Source organism: Oerskovia sp. Root918, assembly GCF_001428945.1.
Classification (GTDB): Bacteria; Actinomycetota; Actinomycetes; order Actinomycetales; family Cellulomonadaceae; genus Oerskovia; species Oerskovia enterophila.
The window spans coordinates 680,331-694,655 of sequence record NZ_LMJG01000001.1; the positions used below are offsets into that span (position 1 = coordinate 680,331).

The window sequence follows — 14,325 nt, forward strand, 5'->3', positions numbered from 1 at the left end:
CTCGCCGGTTCCTACGATGGTCGGATGACGACCGAGGGCGCTGTCCGGCCCAAGAAGCTCGAGCCCGCCCAGTACGTCCGCGCCCTGTCGGAGATCGTCCGGCTCTCGGCGCGCACTTCGCCGCTCGCGGTGACCATGAAGGTTGTCGGGTCGATCGTGGCGGCCGCGCTCCCGCTCGTGACGACGTTCTTCGCGGCGCTGACCACGACGGCGCTCGCGGACGCCTACGCCGGCACCGACGGCGCGGGCAACCGGGCGATCGTGTACGTGATCGTCACGGCGGCCCTGGGGCTGTTCATGGTCGCGTTCAACAGCGTGGACCGCTACATCCAGCGCTCGATGCAGTACAAGGTGGGCGCCAAGGTCTCCGACATGATGTTCGAGCGCTTCATGTCGCTCGAGTTCTGGCGCTACGACGACAAGGAGACGGTCGACCTGTTCGACCGCGCCAAGCGGTTCTCCGAGGCGTACCCCCGCGTGCTGGACCGGCTCGCGACGATCTTCACGCAGGTGGTCTCGGTGATCCTGTCGGTCGTGACGCTGTTCTTCGTGAGCTGGTGGATCGCGCTGATCGTGCTGGTCGCGATCCTGCCGAGCGTGTACCTGCAGTTCAAGCTGTCCCGGGCCCAGATCGCGCACTGGAACTCCCACATCGAGGTGCGCCGTCGGCGCGGCATGATCGAGCGCGGCCTGCTCCAGCCCCAGTACATCTCCGAGCTGCGCGTCTACGGCATGGTCCGCCACCTGCTGGGGCTGCGCCGGGAGCTGCGCGACGAGGACGAGAAGCGCCGCATGGAGTTCGAGAAGACGTACATCCCCAAGCAGCTCCTGGGCGACGGCCTCCAGGCGGCTGCCGAGGTCACGGCCCTGGTCTGGGTCGTGCGCCAGATCGTGCTCCAGGCCCAGCCCGTGGGGCAGTTCGTGCTGGTCCAGCAGGTCGTCTCGCGTGCGCTGGACAGCGCGAACGGCCTGGTGGACTCGCTCAGCAGCATCGACGAGGACCTCGCGAACCTGTTCGACTACGAGGCGTTCATGGCGCTGCCCGTGCGGGGCGAGCGTGAACGTCAGCTCGCCGCGGCACCGGAGACCATCGCGGTCGAGGACGTCACGTTCCGCTACACGGGCTCCGACGTCGACGTCCTCAAGGGGGTGTCGCTGACCATCCACCGCGGGCGGCACGTCGCGATCGTCGGCGAGAACGGCGCGGGCAAGTCGACGCTCGTCAAGATCCTCGTGGGCCTCTACGCGCCCACGACAGGAGCGGTCCGGCTCGACGGCGTGGACCTCCAGGAGCTCGACGTGAACTCCTGGCACGAGCAGCTCGCGGTGCTCCAGCAGGACTACCTCAAGTACGACTTCGCGACGGCCCTCGAGAACATCCAGTACGGCGACATCGAGGACCCGCCCAGCCGTGAGCGCGCGCTGGCCGCCGCCCACGACGCCGAGGCCAAGGAGTTTCTCGAGAAGCTCCCGCGCGGGATCGACTCCTACCTGAGCAACTGGATGGAGGAGAAGGGCAGCCGCAAGCGCGGCACACAGCTCTCGGGCGGTCAGTGGCAGCGCCTCGCGCTCGCGCGCAACTTCTACCGGGCCGCGCCCGTGGTCATCATGGACGAGCCGACGTCGGCGATCGACGCCCTGGCCGAGGCGCACATCTTCCGCCGCCTGTTCGCGGACAGGTCACGCACCATCATCGCGATCAGCCACCGGCTCGCGACCATCGAGAAGGCCGACGTGATCTACATGCTCGCCGACGGCGTGGTCGCCGAGCAGGGGACGCACGCCGAGCTCGTGGCCCTGCGCGGCAGGTACTACACGATGTTCGAGGCCCAGCTCTCGGACCGGGACCGCGAGCAGGGTGCCCCAGGCACCGACGTCGACGCGCCGGAGCGCCCCGCGCCCGAGCCGACCGTCGCGGCGGGCGACGACGGGTAGCGTCGGGCGGCATGGAACCCCAGCCCGCTCCGGTCTTCGTCGCCGGCCCCGTGTCGTGGAACGAGCTCGTCTACCTCGACGCCCTGCCCGAGCCCCGCTCGCAGACGCTCTTCGCGCAGCGCCACCGCGCCACGGTGGGCGGCACCTCGGCGGGCAAGGCACTCAACCTGCGCGCGCTGGGGCGCGCGGTCACGCTGCGCACGGTCCTGGGGTCCGACGACGTCGCTCCCCGTGTCGAGGACGTCCTGCGAGGGGCGGGGGTCACGCTCCTCGTGGAGCCGGACCCGGACGGCCGGACCGAGCGGCACCTCAACCTCATGGGTGGCGCGGGCGAGCGGCTGTCGATCTACCTCCAGGCCCCGGGCGACGTGCCTCGTGGCGAGACCTGGGAGGCCGCGGTCGCGGCGCTGAGCGCCGCCCCGGCGGTCGTGATCGACCTCGCGGTGCCCGCGCTGCCGCTGCTGCGCGAGGCGCGGCGACGGGGCAAGGAGATCTGGTGCGACGTGCACGACTACGACGGGGAGGCCACGTTCCACCGCGAGTTCCTCGACGCCGCGACCTTCCTCTTCCTCAGCTCGGACCGTTTGCCGGGATACCGCGCGTTCATGGAGGAGCGGGTGGCGGCCGGCGCGCGGCTCGTGGTCTGCACGCACGGAGCCCGGGGAGCGAGCGTGCTGACGGCAGACGGTGAGTGGTTCGACGTGCCGGCCGTGGCGGTCGAGCACGTCGTGGACACCAACGGGGCGGGGGACGCGTACTTCGCGGGGTTCCTCGACGCGTACCTGTCGGGGGCGACCGTCGTCGAGGCGCTGCGGGCGGGTGCGGCGCGTGGGGCGCTGTGCGTCCAGAGCCCGGACCTCGCGCCGCCGGCCTGAGCGCAGCGCGAGGGGCTCCGAGCGGGGGTCGAGGGGTGGGGCGTGCCGGTCAGGACCCGGCGGGCGCGACGCACTCGATCGGACGCCCGTCGACCTCGTGGATCCCCGGGCCGAGCTCGGCGCACTCGCCCATGAGCCAGACCAGGGTCGCGGCCCAGATCACGATGGCTACGATCACGAGGAACGAGACGATGATCGCGGCCACGGCCCACCAGTTGCTCCTGTGCGCCCGGCGTGCCTTGACGAGTCCCACGATCCCCAGGACCAGCCCGACCAGCGACAGGGGGATCGACAGCACGAGCGCGACGATGCCCAGGGTCTTGCCGGGGGTGGGGGTGATCGGCTCGGTCTGGGTCACGGGGATCCTCACGGTCGGTGCGGGCGCTCGTCGGGGCGGCGTGCCCGGGTGCGGTCGGTGCTGCGGGTGCGGTGGACGTTCGGCGGGCCGTCTGGGTCCGCCGGCCGGCCGTCTCCAGTATGGCCGAGCGGCGGTCTCGCCCGGTGCCCGTCCCAGGAACGCCCGTGGGCCCCGACCGGCGAACGGTCGGGGCCCACGGACGTCGTGCGGAGCGGTCAGGAGCAGGTGTACTCCACGCCGTCGACGTAGTGGGTCCCGGGACCGAGGTCGGCGCACTTCTCGAGCACCTCACCGATGAGCCCGCCGAACGCTGCGAGGGCGATGATGCTGCCGACCAGCAGCACCGCCCCGACGATGATGCCGGCGAGCGCGAGGCCGTTCTTGTAGCCGGCCTTCTTGGACTTGTTGAGCGCGACGATGCTCAGGATCAGGCCGATGAGCGACGTGCAGCCGATGATCGAGAGCACGAGCCCGACGATGCCGAGCGTCTTGCCCGGGTCCTGGGCCGGGGCGCCGGGGACGCCACCGGGCGTGTACGGCGCCTGCGGAGCGCCCGCCCCGTAGGGGGCCTGGGGTGCGCCCGGCGCCGGCGCGCCGTACTGCGGGGCCTGCGGGGCACCGTACTGGGGAGCCTGGGGTGCCTGACCGGCAGCAGGGTCCTGGGGGCCGCCGGCGTACGGGTTCGGCTGACCGGACGGGTTCTGCTCGGGCTGCTCGGGGTAGGACATGTCACTCCTCGTGGTGCGGTCGATGATCGCCGACAGTATGTCGTGCGTGAAGACCCACGACAATGGTGAGGACACCCCGTGTCGGGTGCGGCGCCGTCGGGCCTCCTGGGGCGCGGCGGGCCGCCCCGGATGTCCACGACTCGCCCACGACTCGGCGCGACAGACCAGGTAGGCGATGATAGAGACGTGAATTCACGGAAGGTCCGAATCGTCGCTCTTGCCGCCTCTGTCCTGGTGGCGACCCCGCTGCTGGCCGGTTGTGGGGAGGAGGGCGGTCCAGCGAGCACGGCCGAGGTGCCCGACGGCGGACTGCGCGTCGTCGCAGCCGACGAGGTCGCGCCCGTCGTCGTCCTCGGCTCGAGCGACCCCGCCGAGCTCACGCTCACGGCGAGCCAGGCGTTCTTCGCCTCCGCGCCGGTCGTGATCCTCGCCGACGCGGAGGACGAGACCGCCCAGGCGGCCGCGGCCGCTGCTGCGCTCCCGCTCCACGCTCCCGTCCTGCTCACCGGCGGGGCGATCGCCGACAGCGGTCTCACCAAGGAGATCGCCCGGCTCGGCGCCGTCACGGCCGTCGTCGTGACGCCCGACCCGGCCCCGCGCGTCGACGCGTCGGGCACGTCCGGTGCCTCCGGCGCGGCGGGCGTCGCCGCGGTCTCGTCCGTGTCCTCGTCCGAGGACCTCGAGGAGGAGGCGCGCAAGACGGTCCGGGCGATCGATCCGGACCTGCAGACGGTGCTCCTCGGGGCCGGGGCGCTCGTCGAGACCCAGGACGGCGGGACGGAGATCGACGACCGGGACCTCGCGGAGGTCCAGGAACAGCTTCCCGAGACCGAGTCCCCACGGCTCCTGACCGAGGTGCTCGCGCTGGTCGACCAGACCCCGGGGCAGGCGACGGCGCTCGCCACGGCGCAGGCCGCGGGCGTGGTCCCGCTCGCGGTGCCCGGTGGCGACCCCCGGGCCTCGAGCGTCTCGGTCCAGGCCATGGCGCAGGCCAAGGCGCTCGCGGTCGTCGGGATCGGCGAGTCGTTCGGGACGGTCGAACAGCTGACCGCCCGCGTCCGGTCGGCCGAGACGGGTGTCGAGCTCACGGGCGGCGGGCAGCTCGTCACGGCGGGCAAGCGCTACGTCGTCCTGCCGGGGACGACCGTCCCGGCGACCCCCGCCAAGATCAACGACGCCGTCGCGCGGACCGCCGCTCGCGCCGAGCCGTATGTCGCGGTCGCGGGGGAGTCGGGCGAGACCGACACGACCGTGACCGTCCCGACCCTCGAGCTGGTCGTCACGGAGGCGTCCGGCGCGGCGGGCAAGGACGGGAACTACTCGACCGAGCTCACGGTCGAGGCCGTGCGCCCCGCGGTCGAGGCGGCCCTCGGCGCGGGCCAGCACGTGCTCCTCGAGTTCCAGCCGGGGAAGGCGACGTTCGTCGAGCAGGTCCGGCAGTATGCGGAGCTGCTGGCCCTGCCCGGTGTCGGGGTCTCGCTCGATCTCGACGCGCGACGGGCGAGCGGCGCCGTCAAGAAGGACGGCGTGGTGCCCGCGCAGGAGGTCGACGCGGTCGTCGACTACCTCGCCGGGGTCGTGGAGGGCAAGGCTCTGCCGCAGAAGATGCTCGTGGTGCACGTCTCGCGGCCCGGCGCGCTGACCGAGGCCCAGTCGCTGTCGACGACCGACGACGCCGTGGCCGTGGTGCTGCACTCCGACGTCTCGGGTCCGTCCGCCGCGCGGGAGAAGGCCTGGAACGAGCTCACCAAGGCCGTCCCCGAGGTGTCGTGGTGGGGCTGGACGGACATGGCGGGCGACGCGACCGCGGGACCTTCCGCTGCCGGTGGCGGAGCGGGTGCTCCGCTCGTCGTCGTCGTGGAGTAGGGCAGGGCGCCCGCGCAGGAGGCCGCTTGTTCGCGCCTGCCGGGGCAGTTACGGTATGTCGACCAGAACAGACGAATCGATTCGACACGCTCGGGTCGAGAGACACGACGACGAGGTCCCCCCGATGGTCGCCATCATCCCCCAGCCCCTGCACGTCGAGTCCCCCGTGGACGGTGCCGCGCTCCCGCTCGAGGGTGCCGTCCTCGTGGCCGGGCCCACCGAGGCCGAGCAGCGGGTCGCCGCCTACGCCGCGGACCTCCTGACGCGTGCCGCGGGCACGCACGTCACCGTCGCGGGCTCCGTGCCCGACGGCGCCCCCTCCATCGCGCTGCGGCTCGCCGACGTCGCGGGCCCCGCCGGCTCGGACAGCCCCGAGCGCTACACGCTCGAGGTCGACGGCTCGGGTGCCGTGCTGACAGCCACCGCGACGGTCGGCCTGTTCGACGCGGTCCAGACGCTCCGCCAGCTCGTGACCGAGGGCGAGCACGGCCCCGAGGTGAGCGCCGTCGTCGTGCACGACGCCCCGCGCTACCCGTGGCGCGGCCTCTCGTTCGACGTGGCCCGCAACTTCTTCCCCGTGAAGCAGATCGAGCTCGTGATCGACGTCCTCGCCTCGTACAAGCTCAACGTCCTGCACCTGCACCTGACCGACGACCAGGGCTGGCGCATCGAGACGCCGTCGCGCCCCGAGCTCGCGAAGCTCGCGTCCGGGACCTCGACGAGCGGCACGGCCGGCGGGCACCTGAGCCTCGCCGACTTCCGGCACCTGCAGGACTACGCCGCGGACCGCTTCGTCACGGTCGTCCCGGAGATCGACCTCCCCGGGCACACCAACGCCGCGACCTCGGTCTACGGCGAGCTGCGGGTCGACGGGCAGCGCACCGCACCCTACGAGGGCATCGAGGTCGGGTTCTCGCAGCTCACCTACGACCTGCCCGCGACCGAGCCGTTCCTGCGCGAGGTCCTCGCGGACGTCGCCGCGATCACCGACGGCGAGTACCTCCACGTGGGCGGCGACGAGGCGCTCACGCTGGGCGCCGAGGAGTACGCGCAGTTCATCGCGCTGCTCGAGGAGATCGTGGCCGACACGGGCAAGAAGGCCATCACGTGGCAGGAGGCGGCACAGGCCGGGACCCGCCCGGACACGCTCCTGCAGTACTGGGACAACCGGGTCGACAGCGCCCCGTTCCTCGCCGCGGCGGCTCGCGGCTCGCGCTTCGTCATGTCCCCGGGAAACCGCGCCTACCTCGACATGAAGTACACCGCCGAGTACCCCCTGGGCCAGGACTGGGCGGGCCTCATCGAGCTGCGCACCGCGTACGACTGGGACCCGGCCGAGGTCATCGAGGGCTTGCCCGCCGACCAGATCGAGGGGGTCGAGGCCGCGGTGTGGACCGAGACCCTCTCGACCCAGGAGGAGCTCTTCCTCATGCTCCTGCCGCGTCTGTCCGCGGTCGCCGAGGTCGCGTGGACCGCGCCCGAGCGCAAGGACTGGGACGACTACCGCGCCCGCGTCGTGGCGGAGTCCGCGACGTGGCGTCGCGAGGGCCTGTCGTTCCACGAGACGCCGCAGGTCGACTGGGTGTAGTCGTCCGCTCGGCGGCGCCGCCCGCCCTGCGGTGCCGAGCATGCGGTCGTCGTCCGAGATCCTGGGATCCACGACGACGACCGCATGCTCGACCGACCGCAACCGCATGCTCGGCTCACGACCTCCGCCGGGTGCGGACGGGGAGACCGCACCCGGCCGGCGACGCCTAGATCCAGCTCGGCAGCCACATGTGCAGGCGCCAGAACCACTCGGGGACGTTCATGGCCGTCCAGATCGGGTAGAAGAAGATGCTCATCACGACGATCGCGGTGAGCAGCGCGGTCACGGCCCAGATCACCCAGCCGCGGGCCGTCCGGTCCCGGTCGGTGGCCTCGAGCAGGACCGTCACGACGTAGACGAGCGCGAGGACCACCCACGGGGTGAACACGATCGCGTAGAACGTGAAGATCGTGCGGTCCGGGTACGCGAACCAGGGGAGCCAGCCCGCGACCAGGCCGCTCAGCACGGCCGTCGCGCGCCAGTCCTTGCGCCACACCAGGAGCACGACCGTGGCCACGATCGCGAGCGCGGCCGACCACCACAGGACCGGGTTGCCCAGCGACGTGATGACCCGTGCGCACTCGTCGTAGCCGCAGCCCGTCACGCCGTCGGACCCGTCGCGGTAGTAGAAGGACGTGGGCCGCCACTGCACGATCCAGCCGATGGGCTTCGACGCGTACGAGTGCTCGGCGCTGAGCCCTGTGTGGAAGTCCCACATCTTCTGGTGGTAGGCCCACAGCGAGCGCAGCGCCTCGGGGAGCCACTGCACGCCCTCGCCCGGATGCTCGGCGGCCCAGTCGCGCATGTACGAGCTCGGTGAGCGGAACCACGAGAACCAGGTCGCGAGATAGGTGAGCGCCGCGGTGGGCAGCATGACGAGCGCGGCCGGGACCGCGTCGGCGAGCAGCGCGTCCTCCCACCACCTCTTGATACCGACGGTGCGGCGCGCCGTGGCGTCCCACAGCACCGACAGCAGGGCGAAGACCGCGAGGAAGTACAGGCCCGACCACTTGACCCCGCACGCGAGACCGAGCGAGACGGCCGCCGCGAAGCGCCACCAGCGCCACCCCAGCCGCGGACCGTAGCGGCCGATCTCCCGTCCCGAGTCGACGACGGCGGCGACCCGGTCCGCGAGCCGGCGTCGTGCCTGCTCGCGGTCGAGCAGGAGGAAGCCGAACGCGACGAGGACCCAGAACATCAGGAAGTTGTCGAGCAGCCCCGTGCGCGAGTGCACGATCGCCATGCCGTCGATCGCGAGCAGCCCGCCCGCCAGGACGCCCATCGCGGTCGAGGCGAACAGGCGGCGCGCGATCCGGGCCAGCAGGAACACCGCGAGGATCCCGACGAGCGCGGTCGAGATGCGCCACGACCACGGGTTCTCGGCCCCGCCGAAGAGCTGCATGCCGCCCGCGATCATCCACTTGCCGAGCGGCGGGTGGACCACGTAGTCGGGGAGGTTCAGGAACGTGTCGACGTTCCCGGCCTCGAACGCGGGGTTGGGGTCCTCGGGCCACTTGGCCTCGAAGCCCACCCGCAGGAGCGTGTAGGCCTGCTTGACGTAGTACGTCTCGTCGAACACGAGGTTGCCGGGGCGACCCAGGTCCCACAGGCGCAGGCCACCGGCCAGCAGCGCGACCAGCGCGGGTCCGAGCCACCCCCACAGGCGGTCCTGGGGCGTCGATCCCAGCGCGAGGCGGCGTGCCCCCAGGAGCTTGAGCAGGAGGCGGTCGCGCACCGACAGCCCGGCCTCCTCCTCGGCCTCGACCCTGGCCACCGGGAACGGGGAGTCGCTCCCCGCGACGGGACCGGGGGCTGCGGGCAGGGGGTCGGCGGAGGGCTGGGGCACGTCGGCCATCGTAGGACGTGGAACGCTAGGGGGTATGAGCCACGCGCACCCCACCCCCGTTCCCGACCCGTTCGAGGCCCCTGCGGAAGGCGAGGACGTGGCGCGCGAGGTGAGCGACGCCGTCGGGCAGGAGAGCGAGGACGCCCCCGACGAGCACGACGACGCGCCCGCAGGTCGCCGGCCGCGCGACGACGGGCACCTCGTCCTCGCCGCGACCCCCATCGGCAACGTCGAGGACGCCAGCCCGCGGCTGCGACGCCTCCTGGCCGAGTCCGCGGTCGTCGCGGCCGAGGACACGCGCCGCCTGCACGCCCTCGCCGCGCGCATGGGCGTGCCGATCGGCGGGCGCGTCGTGAGCTACCACGAGCACAACGAGGTCGAGCGCGCCGACGAGCTGCTCGACGTCGTCGAGGGCGGCGGGACCGTCGTGATCGTGACCGACGCCGGCATGCCGTCCGTTTCGGACCCCGGCTACCGCGTCGTGACCCGGGCCGTCGAGCGCGACCTGCCGATCACCTCGGCCCCCGGCCCCAGCGCGGTCCTCACCGCGCTCGCGCTGTCCGGGCTGCCGACCGACCGCTTCTGCTTCGAGGGCTTCCCGCCCCGCAAGCCCGGCGAGCGTGCGCGCACGTTCGAGGCGCTCGCGCGCGAGGCCCGCACCATGGTCTTCTTCGAGGCCCCCCACCGCATCGACGACACGCTCGCCGCGATGGCCCAGGGGTTCGGTGCCGACCGGCCCGCGGCTGTGTGCCGCGAGCTCACCAAGACCTACGAGGAGGTGCTGCGCGGCACGCTCGGCGAGCTCGCGGCCGAGGCCGCCGAGCGGCAGCTGCGCGGCGAGATCTGCATCGTCGTGGCCGGGGCGCCCGCGCGCGAGGCCGTGTCCGTCGAGGAGCTCGTGAGCGAGGTCCTCGCCCGGGTCGACGCCGGAGAGCGCCTCAAGGAGGCCGTCGCCGAGGTCGCGACCGCCACGGGGGTGCCCAAGCGCGAGCTGTACGCCGCAGCACTGGCGGCGCGCAAGGGCTGATCCCGGCGCGGCCGGGTCGGAGCGGACGGGCCGTGCGCGCTCCGACGCGCCGCTAGACCTCGGTCGACCGTGCCAGCTCGACGCCGGCCGCCGCGAGCTCGACCCGTGCCGCCGCACCGAGGTCCTCGGAGACCGGCACGGTCAGGTCGGTCAGGACACGCGTCGCGAGCCCCAGCGCGTGCGCGTCGAGCGCGGTCGCCCGGACGCAGTGGGACTCAGCGATCCCGACCACGTCGGTCGACGACACCCCCGCGTCTCGGAGCAGCTCCGCGAGGGTGCGGCCCTCGCCGTCGACCCCCTCGAAGCCCGAGTACGCGGCCTGGTACTCGCCCTTCTTGACGCTCGCGTCGGGTGCGAGGTCCGCGAGCGCCGGGTGCAGCTCGGCGTTGGGCGTGCCGGCCAGGCCGTGCGGGGGCCACGTGTCGACGAAGTCGGGGACCGCCGGGGCCGTCGCGAAGTGGTGCCCCGGGTCGACGTGCCAGTCCTGCGTGGTCACCACGAGGTCGTAGTCCGCGCGCCGCTCGGCGGCGAAGACCGCGATGGCCTCCGCGACGGCGTTGCCGCCCTCGACCGCGAGCTCACCGCCCTCGCAGAACGTGGGCTGGACGTCGACGACGATCAGGGCGCGACCGGTGGCGGTCGTGTCGGTGCTGGTCATGACCCCACTCTGCCACCGAGGCGTTCGTTCGTGGAGCGCCCGGGCCCGGTCGTTCGTACGCTGGGGGACCAGACGAAGCAACCGCCGGCGGGCAGCCCGCACGCCGGGAGGCCGAGCGAAGGAGCCGTCCATGAGCGCGTCCGAGGGGATCGACAGCCCGGCAGGCAGCGAGGGGTCTGTGGGCGGCGTGAGCGCGGCGGGCACGACGACCGACCGTGACCCGGGCGAGCGGCCCATCGGCTACTGGCTCAAGCTCGTCGACCGGCTGATCGACCAGGACGTCGACGAGGTGTTCCTGCGGACGGGCCTGACACGGCGTCACTGGCAGGTCCTCAACATGGTCCGGGACGGCGTCTCGGACGTCACGACGGTCGACAGCGTCCTGTCGCCGTTCACGACCGGGGGCGCGGCCCGGCCCGGCGGGCACGCACCCGCGGTCAGCGCGGAGATCTCGGACCTCCAGGCCCGGGGGTGGGTGACCCAGGGAGGGGCCGGGTGGGAGGTGACCGTCGCAGGGCAGCACGCGTACCACGACCTCCTCGACGCGGTCTCGCTCTCGCGCGAGCGCCTGGCCGAGGGGATCACGCGCGAGCAGTACGACCGGACGATCGCGACGCTCGAGCAGATGGCGCGCAACCTCGGGTGGTCGCCGGGGACCTGAGCCCGTCCGAGGAGCGAGGCGGGGCGGCACCGGCTGCCCAGGAGCCGCGTACCCTGGCGTGCGCGAGCCCTCGCGGTGCCGGTCGTCAGCCCGGCGGCGGGTCGCCCGCGCCACCAGACCCTGCCGCGCGACCCGAGGACCGACGACCATGCTCCGTGACGAGGCCCTCCGCGCCGTGCAGGACCCGGCCGCCCCGCCGACCGTGCTCGCCCAGGTCGCCGGCGAGTTCCCCGACCTGCGCCCCCAGGTCGCCGCGCACCCCGGTGCCTATCCTGGGCTGCTCTCGTGGCTCGCCGCCGGGGGCGACCCCGCGGTCGACGCGGCGCTCGCGGCCCGCCGGGCCGCCCCTGCGGGGTACGGCGCCCCGACCCCGCCGTACGCGCCGCAGCCGCAGCCGTACACGCCGGCACCTCCTGCGGCGGCCCACCCCACCCCTCCGTACGCAGCCCCGCCGTACGCCCAGCAGCCCACCGACCACCAGCCCTACGCCCCCGGCGGCCACGCGGTGCCCCAGCCCCAGCCGGCCCCGCCGTACCCGCACCCCACCGCGCCGTACTCGCCGTACGCTCCCGGGGCGGGCTACGCCGTCGGGCCGCAGGTCGCCGTGGGCACGCGCTCCTCCGCGCAGCGGCGCGCGCGCGTGACCCTGATCTCGGTGCTCGCGGGACTCGTCCTGGTGCTCCTCGTGGGTGTCGCCGCGTTCCTCGCGGCCGGCGGCGGGTCCCCGTCCGCAGAGCCCGCCGGACCGGGGGTCGCAGACCCGTCCGAGGGCCAGGCATCAGACGCTGGTGCCCCCGGGAGCGCGACGCCGAACCACGGGCTGCTCGCGGGCGCGGGCGACGAGTCGGCCCCCGTGACGGTCGAGGTCTACGTCGACTACATGTGCCCGATCTGCGGGCAGTTCGAGGCCGTCAACGGCGAGAGCCTCGCGGCGCTGCGCGAGGCGGGGAGCGTGCGCGTCGTCTTCCACCCCATCGCGATCCTCGACCGGTACTCGCAGGGCTCGCAGTACTCGACGCGCGCCGCGTCGTCGGCCGCGCTCGTGGCCGACCGCGCCCCCGACGCGTTCCAGGACTTCCACGCAGGGCTGCTCGCGCACCAGCCCCAGGAGGGGACGGAGGGCCTGAGCGACGCGCAGATCGCGGACGTCGCGCGCGCGGCCGGCGTCCCGGCGGACGTCGTCGCCGAGCTGGCCGACGGCGGGGCGGCCGAGTTCGCGCCCTGGGTCGCCACGGCCACGCAGGCCGCGACGAGCGACCCGGCGCTCGCGGGTCCGCGAGGCTTCGGCACGCCGACGATCGTGATCGACGGCGAGCGGTGGGCCGGGGACTGGAGCGACGCGCAGTCGCTCGTGCAGGCGATCGAGGGCACGGCCGTCTGACGGCGCCGACCGAGCGCTGCTCGAGCCCCCGGACCGGGCGACGGACCATGCCCCTGGACCGGGCGACGGCCCGCGCACGGCAGGCGTACCCTGCCTCCATGCCACGCGAGATGGAGTTCCGCCGGATCCCCGGCCTGCCCCCGTACGTCTTCACGATCATCGACTCGCTCAAGCTCGAGGCGCGTCGCGCCGGGCGCGACGTGATCGACCTGGGCTTCGGCAACCCCGACCTGCCGAGCCCGCAGGTCGCGGTCGACAAGCTCGCGGAGGCGGTCCACAACACGCGCAACCACCGGTACTCGGCGTCTCGCGGCATCCCCAAGCTCCGGCAGGCGGCCGCGGACATGTACCAGCGCCGGTTCGGGGTGACGCTCGACCCGGACACCGAGATCATCTCGACGATCGGGGCCAAGGAGGGCTTCAGCCACCTCATGTGGGTGCTGCTGCAGCCGGGCGACGCGGCGATCGTCCCCACGCCGAGCTACCCCATCCACATCTGGGGTCCCTACTTCGCGGGGGCCGACGCCCGCCAGGTCGCGATCGGTGACGGCACGGACGCCTCGGGGTACATCGACCGCGTCATGGAGGCGTGGGAGTACGGGTGGCCCAAGCCGCGCGTCGTGGTGCTCTCGTTCCCGCACAACCCGACCACGACCATTGCGACCAAGGAGGACCTCCAGCGCCTGGTCGACTGGGCGCGCGAGCGCGACGTGGTCCTGGTGCACGACCTCGCCTACGCCGACATGACGTTCGACGGCTGGCGCCCGCCCTCGATCATGGAGTGCGACGGGGCCAAGGAGGTCGCGGTCGAGCTCTACTCGATGACCAAGTCGTACTCCATGGCTGGGTGGCGCGTCGCGTTCCTCGTGGGGCGGCCGGACGTCGTGGGGGCGCTCGCCAAGCTCAAGTCGTACCTCGACTACGGCACGTTCCAGCCCATCCAGATCGCGGCGACCGTGACGCTCAACGAGGCCCTCGACTTCCCCACGGAGGTCTCGGCGGTCTACGAGTCGCGGCGCAACACGCTGTGCGACGGCCTGGACCGCATCGGCTGGGACATCCACCGGCCGAAGGGCACCATGTTCGCGTGGGCGCGCATCCCCGAGCCGTACCGCGAGATGGGCTCGATCGAGTTCGCGACGCACGTGATCGAGAGCTGCGACGTCGCGGTCTCGCCGGGCGTCGGGTTCGGGCCGGGCGGCGACGGGTTCGTGCGGTTCGCGCTCATCGAGAACGAGCAGCGTACGGGGCAGGCGATCCGGAACCTCAAGAAGGGGCTGACGCGGCTGCAGTAGCGGGGCCCCGAGCGCCCACGGCGTAGTTGTCAGAAGTGAGCCGGGCGCAAGCCCGGGCCACGTCTGACGACTTGGCCCAGCGGGCCCGACGACGGAGCGCACCTGGG

At 73.1% G+C, this 14,325-nt stretch carries 12 protein-coding genes; 8 read left to right on the plus strand and 4 right to left on the minus strand.

All coding sequences use genetic code 11. The features are described from left to right. Positions 1-24 precede the first annotated feature (24 nt). A complete protein-coding gene (locus ASE27_RS02920; RefSeq protein ID WP_200955874.1) occupies positions 25-1,935 on the plus strand; it encodes an ABC transporter ATP-binding protein in 1,911 nt (636 codons plus the stop codon). A gap of 11 nt (positions 1,936-1,946) precedes the next feature. After that, positions 1,947-2,810, plus strand: a complete 864-nt coding sequence (locus tag ASE27_RS02925; RefSeq protein ID WP_056645540.1) for a carbohydrate kinase family protein — start codon at positions 1,947-1,949, stop codon at positions 2,808-2,810. Positions 2,811-2,859: 49 nt separating this feature from the next. On the opposite strand, the gene ASE27_RS02930 is transcribed toward ASE27_RS02925, so the two are convergent. Both ASE27_RS02930 and ASE27_RS02935 read right to left on the minus strand, forming a co-directional pair. After that, a complete protein-coding gene (locus tag ASE27_RS02930) occupies positions 2,860-3,168 on the minus strand; it encodes a hypothetical protein (protein WP_056645543.1) in 309 nt (102 codons plus the stop codon). Positions 3,169-3,383: 215 nt separating this feature from the next. Continuing rightward, positions 3,384-3,971: a DUF4190 domain-containing protein gene (locus ASE27_RS02935; protein ID WP_157257350.1), complete on the minus strand. Its 588-nt coding sequence runs from the start codon at positions 3,969-3,971 to the stop codon at positions 3,384-3,386. A gap of 111 nt (positions 3,972-4,082) precedes the next feature. On the opposite strand from ASE27_RS02935, the gene ASE27_RS02940 reads away from it, so the two are divergent. Further along, a complete protein-coding gene (locus ASE27_RS02940) occupies positions 4,083-5,762 on the plus strand; it encodes a hypothetical protein (RefSeq protein WP_157257351.1) in 1,680 nt (559 codons plus the stop codon). Positions 5,763-5,886: 124 nt separating this feature from the next. After that, positions 5,887-7,350 (plus strand): family 20 glycosylhydrolase, encoded by a 1,464-nt coding sequence (locus tag ASE27_RS02945; protein ID WP_056645554.1) that lies wholly within the window; start codon positions 5,887-5,889, stop codon positions 7,348-7,350. Positions 7,351-7,516: 166 nt separating this feature from the next. Here the strand turns inward: ASE27_RS02945 and ASE27_RS02950 are convergent, their stop codons facing one another. Then, positions 7,517-9,205 carry a phospholipid carrier-dependent glycosyltransferase gene (locus ASE27_RS02950; protein ID WP_082608432.1) on the minus strand — a complete coding sequence of 563 codons (1,689 nt, stop codon included), beginning with the start codon at positions 9,203-9,205 and terminating at the stop codon, positions 7,517-7,519. 25 nt (positions 9,206-9,230) lie between these two features. On the opposite strand from ASE27_RS02950, the gene rsmI reads away from it, so the two are divergent. After that, the gene (rsmI, locus tag ASE27_RS02955; RefSeq protein WP_082608433.1) at positions 9,231-10,223 is read left to right on the plus strand and encodes a 16S rRNA (cytidine(1402)-2'-O)-methyltransferase; all 993 of its coding nucleotides are present in this window, start codon (positions 9,231-9,233) and stop codon (positions 10,221-10,223) included. A gap of 52 nt (positions 10,224-10,275) precedes the next feature. Here rsmI and ASE27_RS02960 read toward each other — a convergent pair whose 3' ends face one another. Further along, positions 10,276-10,881, minus strand: a complete 606-nt coding sequence (locus ASE27_RS02960) for an isochorismatase family protein (RefSeq protein ID WP_056645557.1) — start codon at positions 10,879-10,881, stop codon at positions 10,276-10,278. Positions 10,882-11,011: 130 nt separating this feature from the next. Between ASE27_RS02960 and ASE27_RS02965 the strand changes: the two genes are divergently transcribed. The 3 genes from ASE27_RS02965 (at position 11,012) to ASE27_RS02975 (ending at position 14,218) form a co-directional block, all read left to right on the plus strand. After that, entirely contained in the window at positions 11,012-11,542 is a 531-nt protein-coding gene (locus tag ASE27_RS02965) for a hypothetical protein (protein ID WP_056645560.1), read from the plus strand. A gap of 148 nt (positions 11,543-11,690) precedes the next feature. Then, the gene (locus ASE27_RS19645) at positions 11,691-12,923 is read left to right on the plus strand and encodes a thioredoxin domain-containing protein (protein ID WP_082608434.1); all 1,233 of its coding nucleotides are present in this window, start codon (positions 11,691-11,693) and stop codon (positions 12,921-12,923) included. A gap of 98 nt (positions 12,924-13,021) precedes the next feature. Further along, the gene (locus ASE27_RS02975) at positions 13,022-14,218 is read left to right on the plus strand and encodes an aminotransferase class I/II-fold pyridoxal phosphate-dependent enzyme (RefSeq protein WP_056646620.1); all 1,197 of its coding nucleotides are present in this window, start codon (positions 13,022-13,024) and stop codon (positions 14,216-14,218) included. Positions 14,219-14,325 lie beyond the last annotated feature (107 nt).

Bases quoted from the DNA above. Each gene is read 5' to 3' on its own strand.
- ASE27_RS19645 (WP_082608434.1), top strand. From the start codon at position 11,691: ATGCTCCGTGACGAGGCCCTCCGCGCCGTGCAGGACCCGGCCGCCCCG.
- ASE27_RS02975 (WP_056646620.1), top strand. From the start codon at position 13,022: ATGCCACGCGAGATGGAGTTCCGCCGGATCCCCGGCCTGCCCCCGTAC.
- ASE27_RS02925 (WP_056645540.1), top strand. From the start codon at position 1,947: ATGGAACCCCAGCCCGCTCCGGTCTTCGTCGCCGGCCCCGTGTCGTGG.
- ASE27_RS02920 (WP_200955874.1), top strand. From the start codon at position 25: ATGACGACCGAGGGCGCTGTCCGGCCCAAGAAGCTCGAGCCCGCCCAG.
- ASE27_RS02965 (WP_056645560.1), top strand. From the start codon at position 11,012: ATGAGCGCGTCCGAGGGGATCGACAGCCCGGCAGGCAGCGAGGGGTCT.
- rsmI (WP_082608433.1), top strand. From the start codon at position 9,231: ATGAGCCACGCGCACCCCACCCCCGTTCCCGACCCGTTCGAGGCCCCT.
- ASE27_RS02960 (WP_056645557.1), bottom strand. From the start codon at position 10,881: ATGACCAGCACCGACACGACCGCCACCGGTCGCGCCCTGATCGTCGTC.
- ASE27_RS02950 (WP_082608432.1), bottom strand. From the start codon at position 9,205: ATGGCCGACGTGCCCCAGCCCTCCGCCGACCCCCTGCCCGCAGCCCCC.
- ASE27_RS02945 (WP_056645554.1), top strand. From the start codon at position 5,887: ATGGTCGCCATCATCCCCCAGCCCCTGCACGTCGAGTCCCCCGTGGAC.